21 protein-coding genes, 1 tRNA gene and 1 pseudogene are annotated in these 19,807 nt (G+C 42.9%); 2 read left to right on the forward strand and 21 right to left on the reverse strand.

Annotation, left to right across the window (positions count from 1 at the left end; all coding sequences use genetic code 11):
* Window positions 1–8: 8 nt before the first annotated feature.
* The 17 genes and pseudogenes from V7K48_RS03835 to V7K48_RS03910 form a co-directional block, all read right to left on the reverse strand.
* On the reverse strand, window positions 9–1,709 hold the full coding sequence (locus V7K48_RS03835) for a glycosyltransferase family 39 protein (protein WP_335069867.1): 1,701 nt from the start codon (window positions 1,707–1,709) through the stop codon (window positions 9–11).
* Window positions 1,710–2,094: 385 nt separating this feature from the next.
* Window positions 2,095–2,889 carry a GNAT family N-acetyltransferase gene (locus V7K48_RS03840; RefSeq protein ID WP_335069757.1) on the reverse strand — a complete coding sequence of 265 codons (795 nt, stop codon included), beginning with the start codon at window positions 2,887–2,889 and terminating at the stop codon, window positions 2,095–2,097.
* A 238-nt stretch (window positions 2,890–3,127) separates the two neighbouring features.
* Window positions 3,128–3,325 (reverse strand): hypothetical protein, encoded by a 198-nt coding sequence (locus V7K48_RS03845; protein ID WP_335069759.1) that lies wholly within the window; start codon window positions 3,323–3,325, stop codon window positions 3,128–3,130.
* Between the two features lie 59 nt (window positions 3,326–3,384).
* Window positions 3,385–4,305, reverse strand: coding sequence for an NAD(+) kinase (locus V7K48_RS03850; protein ID WP_335069761.1), 921 nt, complete (start codon window positions 4,303–4,305; stop codon window positions 3,385–3,387).
* 6 nt (window positions 4,306–4,311) lie between these two features.
* Window positions 4,312–4,617 carry an NADH-quinone oxidoreductase subunit NuoK gene (gene nuoK, locus V7K48_RS03855; protein WP_006199065.1) on the reverse strand — a complete coding sequence of 102 codons (306 nt, stop codon included), beginning with the start codon at window positions 4,615–4,617 and terminating at the stop codon, window positions 4,312–4,314.
* Between the two features lie 59 nt (window positions 4,618–4,676).
* On the reverse strand, window positions 4,677–5,291 hold the full coding sequence (locus tag V7K48_RS03860; RefSeq protein WP_334978580.1) for an NADH-quinone oxidoreductase subunit J: 615 nt from the start codon (window positions 5,289–5,291) through the stop codon (window positions 4,677–4,679).
* A gap of 199 nt (window positions 5,292–5,490) precedes the next feature.
* On the reverse strand, window positions 5,491–6,075 hold the full coding sequence (ndhI, locus tag V7K48_RS03865; RefSeq protein ID WP_334978578.1) for an NAD(P)H-quinone oxidoreductase subunit I: 585 nt from the start codon (window positions 6,073–6,075) through the stop codon (window positions 5,491–5,493).
* 260 nt (window positions 6,076–6,335) lie between these two features.
* Window positions 6,336–7,454 carry an NADH-quinone oxidoreductase subunit NuoH gene (gene nuoH / locus V7K48_RS03870; RefSeq protein WP_335069763.1) on the reverse strand — a complete coding sequence of 373 codons (1,119 nt, stop codon included), beginning with the start codon at window positions 7,452–7,454 and terminating at the stop codon, window positions 6,336–6,338.
* A gap of 539 nt (window positions 7,455–7,993) precedes the next feature.
* Complete coding sequence (locus V7K48_RS03875) at window positions 7,994–9,130, reverse strand: citrate synthase (protein WP_335069765.1); 1,137 nt, start codon at window positions 9,128–9,130, stop codon at window positions 7,994–7,996.
* A 108-nt stretch (window positions 9,131–9,238) separates the two neighbouring features.
* Window positions 9,239–9,733 (reverse strand): phosphohistidine phosphatase SixA, encoded by a 495-nt coding sequence (gene sixA / locus V7K48_RS03880; RefSeq protein WP_335069767.1) that lies wholly within the window; start codon window positions 9,731–9,733, stop codon window positions 9,239–9,241.
* A 201-nt stretch (window positions 9,734–9,934) separates the two neighbouring features.
* Window positions 9,935–11,179 (reverse strand): HNH endonuclease, encoded by a 1,245-nt coding sequence (locus tag V7K48_RS03885; protein ID WP_335069769.1) that lies wholly within the window; start codon window positions 11,177–11,179, stop codon window positions 9,935–9,937.
* Window positions 11,180–11,303: 124 nt separating this feature from the next.
* On the reverse strand, window positions 11,304–11,456 hold the full coding sequence (locus tag V7K48_RS03890) for a hypothetical protein (RefSeq protein ID WP_335069771.1): 153 nt from the start codon (window positions 11,454–11,456) through the stop codon (window positions 11,304–11,306).
* Entirely contained in the window at window positions 11,457–11,774 is a 318-nt protein-coding gene (locus tag V7K48_RS03895; protein WP_335069773.1) for a DUF29 domain-containing protein, read from the reverse strand. It lies immediately after the preceding gene.
* A gap of 24 nt (window positions 11,775–11,798) precedes the next feature.
* Window positions 11,799–11,939 carry a hypothetical protein gene (locus V7K48_RS03900; RefSeq protein ID WP_335069775.1) on the reverse strand — a complete coding sequence of 47 codons (141 nt, stop codon included), beginning with the start codon at window positions 11,937–11,939 and terminating at the stop codon, window positions 11,799–11,801.
* Between the two features lie 13 nt (window positions 11,940–11,952).
* Window positions 11,953–12,051: pseudogene (locus V7K48_RS34855) on the reverse strand (hypothetical protein); the annotation flags it as partial.
* Window positions 12,052–12,152: 101 nt separating this feature from the next.
* Window positions 12,153–13,436: a DHH family phosphoesterase gene (locus tag V7K48_RS03905; protein ID WP_335069777.1), complete on the reverse strand. Its 1,284-nt coding sequence runs from the start codon at window positions 13,434–13,436 to the stop codon at window positions 12,153–12,155.
* An 828-nt stretch (window positions 13,437–14,264) separates the two neighbouring features.
* The gene (locus V7K48_RS03910; protein ID WP_334978554.1) at window positions 14,265–14,762 is read right to left on the reverse strand and encodes an HNH endonuclease; all 498 of its coding nucleotides are present in this window, start codon (window positions 14,760–14,762) and stop codon (window positions 14,265–14,267) included.
* A gap of 440 nt (window positions 14,763–15,202) precedes the next feature.
* Between V7K48_RS03910 and alr the strand changes: the two genes are divergently transcribed.
* Both alr and V7K48_RS03920 read left to right on the forward strand, forming a co-directional pair.
* On the forward strand, window positions 15,203–16,390 hold the full coding sequence (gene alr, locus V7K48_RS03915; protein ID WP_335069779.1) for an alanine racemase: 1,188 nt from the start codon (window positions 15,203–15,205) through the stop codon (window positions 16,388–16,390).
* A gap of 155 nt (window positions 16,391–16,545) precedes the next feature.
* A tRNA-Leu gene (locus V7K48_RS03920) sits at window positions 16,546–16,627 on the forward strand.
* Between the two features lie 296 nt (window positions 16,628–16,923).
* Here the strand turns inward: V7K48_RS03920 and V7K48_RS03925 are convergent.
* The 4 genes from V7K48_RS03925 to V7K48_RS03940 form a co-directional block, all read right to left on the reverse strand.
* Window positions 16,924–17,979: a DUF2278 family protein gene (locus tag V7K48_RS03925; protein WP_335069781.1), complete on the reverse strand. Its 1,056-nt coding sequence runs from the start codon at window positions 17,977–17,979 to the stop codon at window positions 16,924–16,926.
* Between the two features lie 607 nt (window positions 17,980–18,586).
* Window positions 18,587–18,805 (reverse strand): hypothetical protein, encoded by a 219-nt coding sequence (locus V7K48_RS03930; RefSeq protein ID WP_335069783.1) that lies wholly within the window; start codon window positions 18,803–18,805, stop codon window positions 18,587–18,589.
* Between the two features lie 8 nt (window positions 18,806–18,813).
* The gene (locus V7K48_RS03935; protein WP_335069785.1) at window positions 18,814–18,993 is read right to left on the reverse strand and encodes a hypothetical protein; all 180 of its coding nucleotides are present in this window, start codon (window positions 18,991–18,993) and stop codon (window positions 18,814–18,816) included.
* Window positions 18,965–19,558, reverse strand: a complete 594-nt coding sequence (locus V7K48_RS03940) for a hypothetical protein (protein WP_335069787.1) — start codon at window positions 19,556–19,558, stop codon at window positions 18,965–18,967. Before V7K48_RS03940 ends, V7K48_RS03935 begins: the two co-directional genes overlap by 29 nt.
* Window positions 19,559–19,807 lie beyond the last annotated feature (249 nt).

Consider the following 19,807-nt stretch of genomic DNA (forward strand, 5'->3'; position numbering starts at 1 on the left):
GAGTGACTCTACTTACCTACTTTAGTGAAACGAAAAGTCCCCATTTTAGACTCTTTCTCTGCGCCTCTACGTGGGATATTAAGTCGGCTCAACTTACGAGGTTTAGCCAATTTCCAAACCGAATAATAGTTGTCACTGTAAACAATATCTGTCTTTAATTTATACTTTTTTTCGATTGTTTCGCGCCAAGTATCTGAAGGATTAAATAAAAAAACATCAGCAAACCCATCAGGAATTTGGGGAATTTTTTGGTTGTTCACCAACAGAAATCGCACTTTTGGTTCCAAAAGATAGCTCAGAGAAAAGACATTACCATAATTATTGCCCAAAGCATCACTAATCAAAAGTGGATGAGTCATTTGATTGATGATTTGGGCAACTTGTGGATTGTGATAGCTCATACCCTTATTCCACCAAGTTTCTGCTTGGGAACTCACCTTAGAAGAAACCAGACCACAAATAATCACTAATGCCATGATTATGTGCCAAATGCTTCGACGTGACAGGCTCCCATTATATAGTTGTGTAGCTAGTAGGTAACCAACAGTCACTTGGATTCCTAAATAAGATGGTATCAAATATGGTTCGGTAGATGATTGTATCCCCCCAGTAATTAAACTTGGCAGTATTAGGGGTAGTGCTGGCACTACAATCAATGTGATCAGAAAAAACCAGACCTTATAATTAGTTGTTTGACAAATAAAATAAATTGAATATCCTACCAAAGTTAAAAAAATTGGTGTAATGAAATAGCCCAGAGGATTGTCTAAGCTAAGGTCTATATCAAAAAAAATCCGGCTTAACTGCATTAGCAAAAATGGAAATATAGGTATCAAAGATGACTGCGTTGTTGTCTTATCTCCTGAAATCAAAAATTTAAAAAAGTCCCCCATCACAACTGTTATCCAAGGCATAAAGGCTAAAAAACCTACCACTGATGCTAGCAGATAAGTTCTGACAGTTCCGGTCAACTGAAATTTAGCAGTGCTCATCACATAAATCCCGTGAGCAACTGCTACAAATCCACTCCAAATAAATGTATAAAGACTGATGGCTAAAGTTACTGCATAAATGCTCCAGATCACAAATAAATCTGGTCGTTGTCGTTCTTTTACTAGCTCATCTTTATCTTGTGATTCCAGCCGCATTGCTCGCAGTAGAGATGCACTGGTTAGTAATATAGTGACTAACCAGAAAATATATTCTTGTGCTTCTTGGGCGTATACTAGGTTAATTGGAGAAATTGCCATGAGTGCGATCGCTACACCAGGAACCGATAATGGCACATTAAATAATTCTCGGCATAGCCAATAAATACAAGGGAAAACCAGCAAACTGATGCAGGCTGATAAACTCCTAATTGCCGTCACCGAATTGCCAAAGATTTCCATCCACAATCTGGCTATTACGTAATACAACGGTGGATGATGAGAATCTTGTTTTGCCAAAGACATAATTGTGTCGTTTAAGCTTTTTTCTGGATTTGCACCTTGAAACTGGGCAAAACTTTCTCTGCCAATGACACGATTATTAAAAAGTTGCTGTTTTGCTTCATTAATTGTGTAACCAGAAATCCGCAATGAGGTATAAATTTCATCATGCCAGTAAACTTTGCCATCAAGGTTAAAAAAGCGAAACAATATACCCATCGTCAATAAGAAAATAATTAAAAATCGCAACCAACTCGGAGCAAATTTGAGATGGCGCATAAGTAGTTTTCCCAAGAAGTTGTTTAAAATAATCCAGTCAGGCAGGCGCACTGGATGAAGTGCCGTAGCTTTGCCTGTCGTAGACATCGCTAGTAATTATATCTGAACCTGTTCATCAGACATCGCCAACGTTCTTTGAGTGGGAGTCATTTGATTTTAAATATTGACAATAAATAACTCTCTTCTATTAACTTTGAAAACAATCGTATAAGGTTGTATCAAATACGGCAAAACTGACCTTGGTTTTACAGTCAAGATGCAGATGTGGAGTAAGATATCATAAATATTCCTATTTTTACAGTCCGTATGGTGCGTTAGCAAGAGCGCACCATACGGACTTTGTTCCTGTAGCCGCAACTGAGCGTCTTAGGACAAAAGAGAATTTTTACAAAATTTGGTAACGCCATCTAGCAAAGTCTTTGCTATTAGATATAGTTAAAAAATCAATAGTCTTAAAGTGTCGGTCGATAGCTGGAATACTACATATTTTAACTCCAATATTCAAGTATGCCTGTAAAATTTTAGGAATTTCAACCTTATATGAATCTGGACAATTTTGAGGCATTTCTAGACAATATTGTGAATTTGGATAAACCAAAATATTTGGATGCATCAATCCATTCTGATGAAAATAATCATAAGCGCAGGTAGCTTGCCAAGGACATTGTGTTAGTAATGATGCACAGCCAAAGAAATATTGATTTCTACTCCAGATGAGATAATTTGCTAACCCTTTCCATAGTAGTAAAAGTGCCTGACTGTTGCGGTATTCTTTAGATATACATGCACGCCCAACTTCAACTGATGCCTGAAGCACAGAATTAGGAATCGCATTAAGATTAAATATATCGGCAGCATCAAAGCCTAGTCTTTGAGAAGCCATTGTATAGGTTTGCATCCGATAAGTTCCAATTGTTTTACCAGTTTGTTTGGAGATCAGGATTAAATGATGGCAAACTGCATCAAACTTATCTATATCCATCTGAGTAAAGTTAGAAGCAGAAAATCCCAAGCCTAGTTCAAGATTAAAAACTTCAAAGCGCAACCGAAAAATTGATTCTAATTCTTCTTCAGTTGATGCCAGTCGTAGGATATATTTTTCAGTTTGAAGGACGGGAAAATCTTCAAGAGGGGGAGAAGGATTCAGTGGGTAATTGATGTTGCGTCCAGAAACTTCCATCTATCTTCCTACTTAGATTTACGAAAATATCCTACTAGGATTTAGGCACTATACAAATAGCTTACATTATGCATCAGTCTATCGAAGCGTAATTGGGACGGTTTCGAGAAAATATCTTTTAGAGAACTTTTTTACTCTTTTAGATTAGGGGTAGAGTGCTTTTATTATGGACATTAATTCCAAAAAAATCTGGCAATAAGATACAAAATTTTCCTTTGATATAGGCTATAAATGCAAGTCAGCAATAAAAAGTCCAAATCAGGGCAAAAAGCCCCCGGATGAATCCAGGGGCTTGGAGAATTTTGGTTACGATGCCTGCGGTGTTCTCGTTGCGACGCCGATAGCGTCCCTTGCGCGTCTGGTAGAGAAGCGTTAGCGAGTCTTGTCTGCGACACGCTGTTCGCGTTGTTCGAGCGTCATAGCCCGTCGTAGACATCGCCTACGGTGGGGGGTATGCGATCGCAATCTGCGGTAAATGCACTCTAAAATACTTAATCAATTACGGTGATTGTTGCTGTAGTGAACCCTTGTACCTGCCCAAAGCAACTTCTCCCGCAGCGTCTGATAGTAGGAATTGTTCTCGCGCAAAATAATAAATTTAGCTCGACAATCTGCCATCCGCACATCAACGCGGTGTCCTGGCCAAATTGAAGTCCCCAAAACCCCATCTGTCCACAGCTTGGTACTCAAATCGTAATCCCCCAAAGGCCAAACACTCACCACAGAACCAGGGGGTAAAACCAGGGGGCGACTAGAAAGGCTCATTGCACAAATAGGAGTGATGGTAATCGCCTCCATACCATCATGCATAATTGGCCCATTGGCAGAAACGGTGTAACCAGTAGAACCTGTGGGAGTAGCAATGATTAACCCATCCCCGACGTATTGATCGACTACCTCACCGTCGATTTCCATTTCCAGAATTGAAGTAATCATCCGGTCAGCGGAGGCGGGTTTGACACAAAATTCATTCAAAGCCAGGTAATGCTCACTAACTGGTTCCAAATTAGACCCATGACCCTCATACACAGCAGCTTGTAACATCATCCGTCGTTGGATAGCATAGCGATCCTCAAACAGCCGATCCCAAACTTTCTCCGTATCCTGAAACTCCTCCACTGACTCAGTTAAAAACCCCAGATGACCTCCCACATTCACTCCCAGAATTGGGATGCCAGCCGGGGCTAAATGTCTGGCACTGGTTAAAACAGTACCATCGCCACCAAGTACCAAAGCGAGATCGATTGGTTGAGCCGCCGAAGCCAAAAAGACGGGATAAGGGTTGTCTTTCGGCCCACTAGGCCCCATCAACACCTGGCATCCGCGACTTTCTAGTTGTTTAGCACAGATTTCTGCCCATTGTTTACTCTGGGCATCCCGCGCTTTATAAGCAATGATTACCTGCTTGAGTTGCACGCACAATTACCACTTCAGGAGATTAAACTGCTCCATATCGACGGTATCACGGTTACGATAAATGGCAAGCACGATCGCTAAACCCACCGCCGCCTCGGCCGCCGCCACGGTGATCACAAATACTGTGAAAACCTGACCTTTAATTAATGTTGAGTCGAGGAAGTTGGAAAATGCCATTAAATTCAGATTAACAGCATTGAGCAGTAACTCAATTGACATCAGCACCCGCACAGCATTGCGGCTGGTAATTAAACCGTAGATGCCGATGCAGAATAAAGCTGCTGCTAGTAATAAAAAGTACTGGAGTTGCATGAATCTAGATATTCCTCCTAACAAATATGGCTGTTTATCTGCGACTAAGGTCGCAAATATTACTCTTTTGTTTCGCTAGTTGTTGATACTAGTTCTCTGGGGCGTTCTTGCAAAGTCAAAACAGTTTGCCGCAGATCGGATGGTGTCAGTTGGTCTGGCAAATACTCGCGACGTGCCAAAATAATTGCTCCTACCATCGCTATCAGCAGCAAAATAGAAGCCAGTTCAAAAGGTAGTAAAAAGTCAGTGAAGAAATGCTCTCCAATCAAAATTATAGAACTTTCACCACCCACCACCGGAGCAGTTGAGTAGGCCCAAGGAGTAGCCAGCACCATCGTACTTAAAAGACCAAACAATCCTACGCTGACTATACCTGTTAGGACTTTCCGCACCCAAGAGTTGGGAAATGCGACAAAATTCTGCCGCTTGTTCACCAACATAATGGCAAACAAAATCAACACATTAACCGCCCCAACGTAAATCAGTATTTGTGCAGCTGCAACAAAATCAGCATTTAGCAACAGGTAGATTCCCGCTATGCTGATGAACACGCCCCCCAGCATAAAGGCAGAATAGACGATATTGGAGAACAGCACCACGCCAATGGCCGCCCCAATCATCATTACGCCCAGTATGCCAAGCGATACAAACTGTACACCTTCCGCTAGATTCACTGTTTTTTGTCCTTAGTCAATCAATTTTAGATTTTAGATTTTAGACTTCGACTTCTCTACGAGACGCTGCGCGTAGCTTGCTTCTCCGTAGGAGTACGCTCAGTCGAACGATTTTAGATTTTTGTATCAATCCAAAATCACAAATCACAAATTTGCATGGTCATTGGTCATTGGTTACTAGGAAAAGGACAAATGACATTTATTTTTCTGTTTGTTCCACCAGGTCTTCTGGACGGACGCCTGCACGTGGCGCATCTGCGGGTACTCCATGTGGTTCGAGGACGCCCTTGGGTAGGTAAACTAGTTCGCGTAGTGGTGTAACCATTGGGTCATCTGTTACCTTGTAGGGCAACCGGCCCAGCGCTACACTGTCATAGTTCAATTCATGGCGATCGTAAGTGGAAAGCTCATACTCTTCTGTCATGGATAGACAGTTAGTGGGGCAAAATTCCACACAATTACCGCAAAAGATACAAACTCCAAAGTCAATGCTGTAGTGGTTGAGTTTTTTCTTTTTGCTGGCTTTGTCGAATTCCCAATCTACTACAGGCAGGTTAATCGGACAAACGCGAACACAAACTTCGCAGGCGATGCACTTATCGAATTCAAAGTGAATTCTACCGCGAAACCGTTCGCCAGGAATCAGTTTCTCGTAAGGGTACTGGACGGTAATCGGACGCCGCTGCATATGATCGAAGGTAACAGAAAGTCCCTGACCAATGTAACGCGCAGCTTGTACCGTTTCCTTGGCGTAATCACCAACTTGTTTCAGGAACTTTAGCATTTTGTGTCTCTCTCTTTTGGATTTTGGATTTTGGATTTTGAATTTTAGATTTCAGACTTAATCCCTCCGGCTTGGTGCAGTCACTCATGGGGAGCCACTGCGGTGGACGGGTTCCCCGGCATAAAGCAAGTGGCGTGGAAACCCCCTACAGCCCTTCTCTACGAGACGCTCTTGCGTTCGGGCATCCTACGGCAGGCGCTAGCCTCTCCCAATGTGAGAAGACCGCGCTGCCTCACCAAAATCTAAAATCTAAAATTGGCTTACCCGCCGAAGGCGAAGGGAAAGGCTAGTTTCAGGGCGGCGGTTAATAGGAGATTAACCAAACCAACTGGCAACAAAAACTTCCATCCTAAATCTAACAGTTGGTCAATCCGTACCCGTGGCACTGTCCAGCGCAGTAGGATAGCGACAAATACTAATAAATAGGCTTTGAACACGGTCATAATGATCCCCAAAGCCGCAGTTATTATCTGGAACACGGGATTTAGTTCACTGATTCCCAGCCAACCAGCGATGAGGTTGAGGGGAATAGGAAAGTCCCAACCGCCCAGGTAGAGAATTGCTACTAGTAAGGAAGAAAGGATCAAGTTAACGTAGGAACCCAGGTAGAACAGACCGAATTTCATACCTGAGTATTCAGTCTGATAGCCTGCTACGATTTCTTCTTCCGCTTCGGGTAAGTCAAAGGGTAATCGTTCACATTCAGCTAGGGCGGCTATCCAAAAGATCAGGAACCCGACCGGTTGTCGCCAAATGTTCCAGCCCAGGATGCCATAGCCAGACTGTTGATTGACAATATCAACAGTGTTGAGGCTGTTAGACATCATAGCGATCGCTAACACCGCCAGCGCCAAAGGAATTTCATAACTAATAGATTGCGCTGCCGCCCGCAAGCCCCCTAAGAGGGAGTATTTGTTATTAGATGCGTAGCCAGCCATCAGCAAGCCAATGGGTTGAATGCTTGACAAGGCAATCCACAAGAATACGCCCATGCCCACATTGCTAATTACGATGTTCTGTCCAAAGGGGACAATCAGGAACGACAGAAACACCGGAATCACAACAATAATTGGGCCAAGGGTAAACAGCCAGGGGTCAGATTTGGCTGGTACTATATCTTCTTTAAATACCAGCTTCAGACCATCCGCTACAGGGACTAGCAACCCAAAAGGTCCCTGGTATTCTGGGCCAATTCGCTGCTGTGCTGAGGCGGAAATTTTCCGTTCTAGCCAAGTAGCAACTAATACCCCCACTGTTGCCCCAACCAGCATCAGTATCATTGGCAAGGGCATCCAAATCGCTTTGGCTGTTCCTGCTGGTATACCTAAATCCCGGAGGGATTCAATAAAAGTTCCTTGGAGGTCAATTCCTGAGTTCATGTTTCCGCTCTTTAAGACATCGAGTCATGGTGAGTTACAACTATTAGTTGAATTAATATATGTAAATTCACCCATTTATAATTTTTGCTGCGATCACGCCTGATTGAAGATTTGTTGCCAATTCCCATGCCTAGTATATCGTTGGATGGTTTGAGCACCCTGAAGCGAGATCAGAACTTCTACTTATGGTTGGCATTGAGATTGGCTATTGAGCGGATACGGGACAAGGGGGGCAAGGGGACTGGGGAGTAAGAATTTTAGATTTTAGACTTTCCTGCAGAACGCTACGCGTAGCTTGCTTCTCCGTTCGCGGAGCGTCTGTCTGCGACACGCTGCGCGAACGTAGAGAAGGAGTACGGCTACGCTCAGTCGAACGATTTTGGATTAAAGAATTGAAATTTAATCTAAAAGCCACTCTCTACGAGACGCACAAGGGACGCGGACTCTTGTAGAGAAGCCATGCCGCAGGCTTTACGCTGCGCTATCATCAATTCCATTATCCAAAATTGAATTGCCCAATACTCAATACCCAATCCGAGTTAACGTTGGTCAATGGGGAGATAAGTAACTTCGTGTAGACCGTTGTAAACCTGGGTAGGACGGAAAATCCGGTTTTCTGCTAATTGTTCTTTCCAGTGGGCTAGCCAACCAGCAACGCGGGCGATCGCAAATATTGGTGTAAACAAGTCTGTGGGAATGCCCATCTTTCTATACACCAAACCCGAATAAAAGTCAACATTAGGATAAATCCCTTTGCTACCGAGTTTTTCCTCTACCACGCGTTCCATCTCTTGGGCAATGTCATAGAACTTGTCATGCCCAAACTTTTCAAACAGCTGTTCTGCTAGACCTTGTAAGATTGTGGCTCGTGGGTCTTTCACTTTGTAAACACGATGCCCAAAGCCCATAATCTTCGCTTTGCGTTGCAGAAGATCCTCCACATAAGGACGGACATTTTCCACAGAGCCAATTTCTTCCAACATCTGAATTACTTCTTCATTGGCTCCACCATGCAGAGGCCCTCCCAAGGTTCCCACGGCACTAGCAACCACAGCATAAGGATCAGTCAGGGTGGAAGCTGTCACCCTGGCACTGAAGGTAGAAGCATTCATTGTATGCTCTACCTGAAGTATCAAGCAGATATCAAAAATTCGCGCCATCAGAGGATCGGGTTCTTGCTCATTGAGCATGTATAGAAAGTTGGCGGAATAGTCTAAGTCATCACGAGGACGCACGGGGTCATTGCCTTTTCGCATCAGTTGGAACGCAGCCACCATTGTGGGAATGGTTGCTATCAGGCGCACCACGGAATCTCGAATGTAGGCAGGATTATGTAAATCCCGGAGCGAATAAAACAACCCTAAAGCAGCAGCAGAGGCTTGCAAGGCATCCATTGGATGACCGCTTTCTGGAAAGCATTTCATCATGTCCCGAATGCGGTATTTTATTCGCCTGTGGAAACGAACTTCATGCTCAAATGTTTCCAATTGTTCCTTGCTTGGCAGTTCACCCCAGATTAAGAGATAAGCAGTTTCTATGAATGTACTTTTTTCTGCTAGTTCTTCAATCCGGATGCCACGATATTCTAATATTCCCTTTTGCCCATCAACATAGCTGATACTTGATTGGGCGGCGGGAATGCCTTCTAAACCAGGCTTGTATTCGCACACCATCATGGCAACACCATTTGCTTTTTGAAATATCTGATCAAGCTAACTTACCAGAAATTTATTGTCGCCATAACAGTAGCCGTTCTAACAACAATCAAAAATGTTGAAAAACTGTTATAGCAGGTACTTGGGTGGTGTCAACCAAAACATCTGACTACGACCCAGAGGAGAACCTGTTTCTGGTAGTTTTATCCCAATCATACCTGCTTTTTTCAAGACCAAGCTTGCTTTAACTTCTCCCCATAAGAGAATTTCTGCCCAATTGGTCAAATCAGGTTCGTGTCCAACCAGCGCCAGTTGGGTATTTTGGGAATAATTCCTTGGCTCTAACCAGTCTTTTAGCAAACTAGAAATTTGACCATCGTGGGCGAGGTGGCTAGATTCCTCTAACTGGGAGCTTAGTTTTTCTGCTATAAGGATTTCAGCCGTTTGGCGGGCCCGCACTAAGGGACTGGTGAGAATTAAATCAAAGCTTAAACCCAATTTAACAAGTTTCTGGGCAACTTTCTCAGTTTTTTGCCTTCCTTCTTTAGTAAGGCTGCGCTCCTCATCTTTGATGCCTAATCCCTTGTCTTCGGCAATACCATGACGAATTAAATACAATTCCATACTTTTAGTTTTATTAGCGTAGCGGGGCGTAGCCCGTGCTTAGTTAGGATTTACGTCTGGTGTTAATTAACCTATCCTAATCTTAATCATTATTACTACGTATTCGTTAATCTCCCATTTGTCCGGTATAACGCGAAGTTTCGATAACTCTTGCTGGATCATTTTTTATACCTCTGAACAAAAAATGAAGATGATTTTGAATTATTCAACAGCAGAACACCATTTACACTGATCAAACCTCTGTTTCAAATACTCCTGTTTGGGATGGCAAATTTTTTCTTCTGGAACTCGTAACTTTATTCCCTCAAATATTCGATACTCAGTGATTTTAAGAATAGGGGAAATATGAACCATCATTGTTTTTGGATTAATGGCAATGAGATTTAAGTCAAATAAGGTATGCAAATCAGCACGTAATAACAAACCATTTGAGGGATTATTATTTTCGGTTTCAATATAAGGAATAATGTGGGCAGCTTCAAGTGCAGCCTCAGCATCAAAATTTGTAATTGCACATTTGCAAGAATAGGCTTTCAGCAAAGATTGACGAAACTGTGATTGACCTAGCCTCCTAACTATTGATACAGCAATTTTTTGACGAGCCTCAGTATCACTTGTACAAGTGAAGAAATTTTCCTTATTAAGCTTTTCTATCGCAGGCAATAATTCATTCGTCTCTGGCGATGGCTCTGGCTCAATAGGCAGTATTTTAGGCGATTCTATCAGTGCTTCTGGAGGCTTCGGTGCTTCCTTTATCTTGTTTAAAATTGATTCACAAGAACTTATTCTATTAATTGCTTTGACATATTTTGGATAAACTTTCAAGGCTAAGTTATAAGCATCTATTGCAGCTTTATACTCCTTTTTTTGCTTAAAATTCTCTCCTTGGTCAAAGAATATATCAACAAGTCTAATTCCTCGTTTTTGCCTTTGTTGTATTAGGGAATGCTTCTCCCATTCTGAATCTAAAAATTGAGTAGCTTTACTATTGAATCTACGACCACTTGCTCCAAAATTAAAATTTATTCCCTGAAATTGAGGTAATTTTCTTAAGTCTTTTTGTTCTAGAGGAAAATCAAAGTCAACAACTGAATCTATTCGGATGTTAACAGCAAAACATCCATCATCATAGTACATATATGCTGCACTTAAATCTGAATATTTTTTGCTATCTAAAAGCTTTAATTGGTCATCTTTTTGTGCTGCGATAACATGACCCGCAGCAATAAAGCCACTAGGTTCATTGCCATTATTTCCGCTTCTTTGAAAGTAAGCTCTATCTCCAACCTGTATAAATCTAGAATTCCAGCAACTCCAAGATGTTTCGTAGTATTGTCCTGACGAAATTTCTAATTTTATCAAGGCAGGAAGTTCTCTATTTTTAACGATTCCTTTTCCACTGTAATATTCTGCTTCACCGTTGCAAAGAAAAATTATAGTTTCCATCAGAAATAAAATTGACCGCTCATGATTCTCATGATGCTAGCCATTTATCATACTAAAATTAAGCCGTATTTTTACTTAATTTAGACTGTGGGTAGCGGTTGTTAAAGGGTAAATAACTTTACGATTATTGGTCAGCGTTAGGATAAAAGTCTAAGTCTAAAATCTCATCAACAGCAAACGGACAGACGATCGCAAAGTTCTCCTCTAATAAAACCCGTTTCCACCATTGCCTCTCGCCGCACTCTTTGATAGGTAGAATTAATCCACTCAGCATCATTTAAAAAACGGTGCAAACTGAGACTTTCTTGTAATAATTCATAATGGTCACTTGCCAACTGTGGCTACGGTGTTTGGGCTGATACTTCCACTTCAGCAAATGCGACAATACCAACCGCAACGCACTTTGCAACGCCCGTTGTTGGCTCTTACCTAAGTCCACCACTTCCTCAATTAATTGTTCTAAATCCAGCGTGTCCCACTGGTGCGTAGGCGTAGCCCGTCGTAGACATCGCAAAAGCTCTGCTGTCTGCTCTACCCAAGCATAAAAATCTTGCTCATACAGAGTTTGTAACATTTGCAGTTTTATAATTTTCATCGCATTCTTCCTTCACAAATAACATTAGACACGAACTAAATCTTCAATCAGTTCAGCTTCCGTGAGTTTGAAGGTGCTGATGTCATATTTTGCTAGTTGTGAAAGGAATAAAACTTTGGGAATACCCGCTTGCGTTAGCTGCTGCTTTTGAAGAGAGTTTCCCAAGTTCGTATAACTTCATAGCAGCAGCGAGAAGAACTTCACCTTGTACCTGTTCTGGTTTTACATTCAGAGCCAATACAGTTTCTTCTGGAATAGTCAAAGTGAGTTGGTGCATGATAATATCTACGCTGCTTTGTTTAGGATTAGAATAACGCGCTCATATAACCAAACACTTTGACTCCAGCATGAGTTAGGAGTTCACCTTATCCTCTTCCTCTATTCCGACTGAATCGGGTTGTCTCTAGGATTAACCAACCTCAGCAGTTTTTGCTTAATTTGAGCGTCGAATACTTCCCATTTCATTTTCGCATAAGCGGAATTTTCGTTGCTGCCAGATAAGAAACCCATTGGGATTTCAAAGCCACCTGCGCTTGTCCTTCCACCGCCGAAAAAGCGCCCAGCACTATCTTGTCCAAAAGCTTCTTTGATAAATTCATCGGGGTCAAGGGTGAGTTTGGTGGTTCTCAGGGAGCCGATGACTATTTCTAATTCTTCGTCTTCATCGTGAACAATGCCGAAAACTACGGCTGTGTGAACGTTTTCTTCAGTGACGAGAAAATCAGCCGCTTGGGGGATGGCATCGCGGTCATCGTAGCGTAAGTAACCAACACCAGCAATGGAAAAGTTATTTTGAACGATGCGGTTTTTGAGCGATCGCTCGATCACATCCATTACCCGCTTGGAACAGTTCGCCTGTAAAATTGCGTTTAGCAATTGGGCGTCATAAAATCGGCTTAAATACGCAGCTGCCATAAAGTCTTCTTCTTGCGCTTGCATTAGCCGATTTGTATCCGATCGCAAGCCGTGCATCAAGGCAGTAGCACATTTGACGTGTTGATTGATACTGGTATCTAATGCCAATAATCCCGTTTGCAGGTATTGAGTAAAAATTGTTGCTGTCGCTCTTACATAGGGACGGATATCCTCAAACTCTGATTGCAGATCACCTTGGATACTGTGATGGTCGATCAGGACTACTAGGGGAATTCCAGCCTGCTGCACTGCTGACAGTAGCTGTGAAGTGGTTCCCTGGTTATCAATTAATACAAAACCTTGATAAGATGACAAATCTTTGGTTTTCAAGGTTTGCGGCGTCCAGCGTTGGATAGGTAAATTAGTCAGCCTCACTAAGGCAATATTTTCTTGATGGCTCAATGCGCCAGCATAAATGATTTCACATTTGATATCATATTGCTGGGCAATTAACTGGTAAGCCCAGGCACAGGAAAGAGCATCAGGGTCAGGAAAATCTTGCAGAATTATCAGTTGGCGATCGTGTCGGTGTGCCAGAAGGGTTTTTTGTAGTTCTTCTGACTTTTGTTGTGCCAGAGAATTACCACGGTGACTGAGATATATAGCTCCTTCACCTACCGATGGCGGTAATGACGGACTCTTAAATGCAACTTCCACTGGCGCTTTCTCGATTTCAGGTTCCTCTGGGTTTGGCTCTGTGGTCAATGACAAACTCTCAAATTGAGTAATGGGAGAATTCAAGTACATAGGGAACTTTTTTAAAGTGTGAGGCTCCTTTAATTCAGAAATACTACGAGCAGCAATTCACTGAATTTAGCCACATTATTATGATCTTCGCAAAAATATCAAGACATTGCACTATACATCTAAGTATATTTTTTATCAGTAATAGCGCTCAACATCAACTAACATTTCACTAGAGGGTGTATAAACGCTGGAAACAAGGAAGTTTACGATATCGGGCTGTATCTGGCAGCATATAATCTGTTTTCGGAGCTTTTTTCCTCTTCCGTAAATTGAATTAGTAGGATTTTTCTCTGACTTAGGGTATACTTCCTATGTTATACTTTGGGGCTAGTCTTTGATATTTGAAATGTTTTTATACTCAATACTCTGATTATCGTAACTATTGAGCAATTAATGAGTAATTAACAATTATTTTTGATCAACAATGCGTGTTTCATATCCCCTTTGAAAATTTTGATAATTCTGATAATTTAGAGCCAAGCCTATGCAAAAAGGCAGGAGGTGAGCCACCCTGTTGTCCACACTGGTCGGAGCGTCGGCTTTTGGCGAGATGAACTTCTCCTTCTCCTGACGGAGAGGCTGCGCCAACAAAGACGTTCTTGCTAGCTTGCTTCCACGTTCGCGTAGCGTCCCACAGGGAAGTGGTACGGGGGTTCTCCTAGTTGCTAGGGGGGTTAGGTTTGACAGGCTTTAATGTTACCAAAAATATTCTTCAAACATCCTCTTGGAGCAAATGTGTCCAGCACAACTTTAGCCATACTCTAAAAGTAAGCCCAAACGCGAATCTGTGACTATTTCTTTATGCTTTTAGGATTAGGTTACGTCATGTCAAAGACCTATAACATACTTTTGCCACTCTGTGTGTAGTCCACTCTTAAGATGTTTGCTAACCTCAAAATAGAGGCTGCTATAAGGTTGGCGGGGGGGATGACGCAAAGGCATATGAGCTTCATGGGGAGTGCGACTGCCTTTTTTGACATTGCAACGGACACAAGCTGTCACAATGTTTTCCCAGGTATCGCCCCCACTGCGCGATCGCGGTATAACATGGTCTAAGGTCAAATCATCCCCTGTATAACCACAGTATTGACAGGCATGACCGTCACGGTGCAATATATTTCGGCGAGTCAGAGGAATTTCTTTATAAGGAACGCGTACATAATGACGCAACCGGATCACGGTCGGCAACGGAAAATCTGAATAAAGGAATTTACCGTTGTGTTCTACGCGTTCTGCTTTGCCCTTGATTAACAAAACCGCAGCACGACGCCAACTCGTTATATTGAGAGGTTCATAAGATGCGTTTAAGACTAAAACCTTCCCCATTTATCTGTGCTCAGGGTATTAGCTTTACATGAATATTAACACAAATACACCCTGCTAGGGAGATGAGAATAAATTATACTTTCGGGATAAGTCTGAAATTAAGTTATGAGTGAGGAGTGAGAAGTAGAGACGCGATTAATCGCGTCTGTACAGGAGTTTTGAAGTAAAATTTATAACCTGACGCAAACAGGCTTACCGTAGGCTAACGCGATCGCATAATGTCTCGTAAAGAAGAACACAGTGAAAAGTTAAGCCATAAGATTTACTTCTAACTCCTCATTCCCAACTCATAACTCTTAATTTTTACTTTAGTGCCGCAACATCTTGTATCAATTCCAATATGAAGGGTAAACTTCCTATTTAATCTGAGCTCGCTTTTAAGAGCGTGTATAGATAGATAATTTGGAAGTTTAGCCGTGGTGGGATAGGAGTCAGTATAAATGTTCAGTCGCAAACAAATCCCTGGTATAGTTCCTAGTCAGCAGTGCGACACCTACGCGTGGTTTTCGCAACGAGCCTGGGTAGAAATTGATTTAGGGGCGTTGTCGGACAATGTACAGCAATTAGTGCAGTTTTTATCGCCACGTACTCAACTGATGGCAGTAGTAAAAGCTGATGCTTATGGACATGGAGCGGTAACAGTCGCCCAAACTGCAATCCAATCGGGAGCTAGTTGGCTGGGAGTCGCCACAGTTCCAGAAGCTATTCAATTGCGAGAAGGCGGGATTCAAGCGCCCATTTTGATTTTAGGGGCAACTCATACACCAGAGCAGATTCATGCGATCGCCCACTGGAAACTTCAGCCGACACTCTGTAGCCCTAAACAAGCTTTGGTATTTTCTGATATCCTAGAATCGATGAATTATGGTTCTCCAGTACCCGTACACATCAAATTAGACACGGGAATGTCTAGATTGGGAACTAATTGGCAGCAAGCTGGTGAATTTGTGCAATTAGTGCAGCGGTTACCACATTTATCTATTGCCAGTATTTATTCTCATTTGGCAACAGCAGATGATCCTGACACCACGGCAATGGAAGAACAGCATAAACGATTTGAGGAAGCGATCGCCCAAATCAAAGCAATGGGAATCCAAGCGCCTTGCTTGCACTTGGCAAACTCAGCTGCTGCACTCACAAATCCGGCATTGCACTACAACATTGTGCGAGTCGGTTTAGCCATTTACGGACTCTACCCAGCAACCCATTTACAAAATGCGATCGACCTTAAGCCCGTTTTGCAACTTAAAGCACGAGTCACCCAAGTAAAAACAATTGCCGCAGGAACTGCTGTGAGCTACGGGCATGAATTTATTGCCCCGCGTGAACTTTGCCTCGCTGTCGTGGGAATTGGCTATGCTGACGGTGTTTCTCGCGGTCTTTCCAACAAAATGCAGGCATTAATTCGCGGTCAGCGGGTATCGCAAATTGGGACAATTACAATGGATCAGTTAATGCTGGATGTGAGTGCCATACCCAATATCCAAGAAGGAGAAGTAGTCACCTTACTAGGAAAACAGGGAAAAGAACAAATTTCAGCGGACGATTGGGCAGAACAACTAAATACTATTTCCTGGGAAATTCTCTGCGGGTTCAAGCATCGTCTGCCTCGTGTTGCAGTCATGTAATTGTGCACTTGTACTGAGCGAACGCAAGAGCGTCTCGTAGAGTAGTTATTGGTGCAGCCGAAGAAGAGAAGTATGGGGCATAGGACATTAATTTCTCCGTTGTCCCCCATTTTCCCTTTCCATAAATAATTTATATGGTATTATAGTAAACTGATGCGGATATGGCGGAATTGGCAGACGCGCTAGATTTAGGTTCTAGTTCCGAAAGGAGTGAAGGTTCAAGTCCTTTTATCCGCATTTGTAACTTTGCGATCGCTCAGTTATTGAGTAATATCAAACCTGAAGACAATCGTCTCTGGTAATAATTACTGCGATCGCTCCTGCCTAACCTTTTTTCTTAGAGGAAATTTCCGACTGTGGCTGGGCTTGGTCTTTTGGTGCAGCACTGCACTATGAGCGCTAGTTTGCTTTCAGCAGGCGATCGCACCAGCACAATCAAGCAACCACGTTATACGCATCTAAATTGAGTTACAAGACTTAACATCAAAAGCGATGTTGAAGCGTTAAACAAACCCAGGGTTGCTAGTCTGTACTCACGAGAAGACGATCGGCTTACCCTCAGCTTTCGCAGCAGCCTTGGTGTATGCAACACCATCAACCTTGAGTCCTTGGGAGTCAAGAAGTGTTATTGTCCCCCCCTTGTTCGACAGTTGTGCTCCACTTCCACTGAGTCGGTAGACGGTTGCTTCTCCTGGCTTAATCGAGCCAGAAATCGTATCAGCCTTGTTCTGTTGGTCGAGAATCTTCCAGTTAGTTAAGTCTAAAGTCTGGTCAGAAGTGTTAAGAATCGTCACGAATTCGCGGCCGGGATCATCGTCACGAGGATTTACCATCGCGGCAATGATGTGTGCGAGGCGATACGGCGAATCTGACGGGACTACGGGCCAAGGATCGATATTCCCAGTGTCTGGGATTGGGACTACAGGAACCGCTGGAGCATCATTGATTGGTGTAGCGTCTTTATCATCAGTGTGCCAGACTTGATTTTGGAATTTCAGAAAGAGCGCTGATGCTCTGCCTGATTTAGGAAAGTCGATAATGAGAGCGCCATCACGGTAAGTACCGTTCCCATCACCAGCACCACCCTGGTTCATATGAATCAGGTGGACTCCGTTACCAGGCAGAAAGTCAAAGTACTCGTCTTTCTTGTCTTCTTCAGGACCCCACCGCTCGCCGAAGGCGTACACGACAGCACCGTCCTCGTTGATCGCCCGCTGGAAAAGATCCTCTACGTACTCGAAGAGGTCGTTGTTCGGACCCGGTGCAAGATGCGTGACCGGTTTCATGTCTGTCGCCCGAAAGATGTTACTGCGGATATAGTCGATTGCAGCATCATCCTTTACACCATCTTTCAGGTTATTCCAACCCTCGGGTAGTTCACGCGCACGGTCAACAATCGGATGCTCAATGTCATGGAGGATTAAGTATTCGATCAGCCTCTTCTGGACAGGACCACGACTCGATCGCACGTTGATTGCAATGCGAAAACTCACTCCTTCAATGTTCATTAACAGTTCCGAGTGAGGATCATCGTCGTTATCTCGCTTATATTGGACGGCTGTTCCTTTCAAGACACCATAGTTCTTCACAGGTTACTCCTTATAAATGGTTGGTTTCTATTGCTGGCGGTTCTTATAACTAGTTATGGTATCGAGCAAAGATGCACAACTTTCACGTCGCGCATCTCGGCTCAATACTCATTACGGTAGTCAAGTTTGATCATTTTGTCTCCTTTCTACTTACTGTTCAGCAGTACTGATGACACTTGATTTATCAAGAAGTTATTGGGGACTTATGCAAGATCATTTAAAATAATTGTAACCGAGCAAGAAGTGTGAACAGCACTGGCTCTCAAAAGCTTTGATATCACTGGGCTTAATGGGACTTAAACAAAAAGTAGTCAGAAAAAAGCCTCAAATTTATATGCACAGAGACTTTGACATCGTTTTGCCTAGTTTATTGATATATCTAGGTTTCAAGCATTTTTGAGCATTTGGTGTATTTTCCTTGCCCTGTATGGGTTTGAGGCTTGTTTATGCCTCAAAAATGTCTAAGTCCCGTTAACAACCTGAAGATGTAGGGCAATTTTATTTCCCCACAGAAAATAGAGAATTGCCTGGAATATATTCTTGCTAGGGAAGTTAGATGCCTCCTCTTAACTCCTATAGTCCTGCTTTAAGATGATAGTGTTCAAGCTTACCTGCTATTTTTTCCATTTAGGTGAGGAGCTTTTGGCCTATATTGTGGGTGCTGCATCGTACCGCAAGAACAATGACGACTGGGATACATCCCAAAATGAGACAAATCAATAGGACCGGCAAAGGCTTTTGGTCCCAAAACTTCCCGAAATTCAAAATGTTTCTGCACAAACTTAGCGCAATCTTCCTCGCCATCTGCCTTAGCAATTTCAATCATCGCATTGGCTACATCTGCAAAGGTAGCACGAGTCCAGCGATGTATTTGCCTGTTTGGTAGAGAACTTCGGCGCTATCTCGTACACGCGGATCTCTGCGTGAGGTGAATAAATCTGCCAAAGTGTCGAAAACTCCTCCTGTAAATACCTGGGACAGGTCATTATCTGCATTTCGCAACCCATTGTTCATCTGAAAAGCTAGTCCAAATTCTTCTGCCAGGACTGCCACTATATTCTTTTGATATAAATCTGCCTTTGTCTGTGCCACAATATACTCGACCAAATCCATCTGAGACAGAATCAAGAAGATGGAGGTCAAATCGCCGAATGATATCATGTCCGCTTGATTGCTTATTAAACCCGAAGAACCCCACCCCCAACCCCTCCCCGCAGGCGGGGAGGGGAGCTAAAGCGTAGCTTTTGCGGGGTGGGGTTCTTTTATTATGGGTAATTTGGCGGATATGATATGACTCATGCAGCCCTCCTGTTTGTGCTGGCGCATTTTCTAAGATCCAATCAGGTTTTAATGAGTCTAGAACTGCGTGTCCAGTTTCGTGGGCAACAATATCTAATGAGCGGCAAGTAAAGACTTTCTCTATTAAACCTGAGTTTCTGGGGGGAGTGAAATAGAAGAATCTTAAAGCTTTCTGACTGCGATCGTAAAAAGCATTCTCCGCCTCTCCTGCATGGGGATAAACGTTGATAACTTCTTCGTTGCCATTTGTATTCCACTGCCAATCCAGCTTTTTATTCAAAACTCACTGGTACATTGTCAGCACTTGGCGGACGATGGTATAAGTATGTACCGCATCAAAAGCTTCCACATTCCCATCAGGATTTAACAGAAAACTTTAGTTGCACCATATATTTATAGAAGTCAAGCGAAAAATGGTACTTGTTCTTTCTATGCTTATGCTACTGTCTATGTGATTAAAAAGCATAAACGAGTAACTTTAGCCATTAAAGTCACGGATGGAACAAGGGTTTTCAGACCATATTGCCGG

Origin of the sequence: Nostoc sp. (genome assembly GCF_036919615.1) — a bacterium.
Taxonomy (GTDB): Bacteria; Cyanobacteriota; Cyanobacteriia; order Cyanobacteriales; family Nostocaceae; genus Nostoc.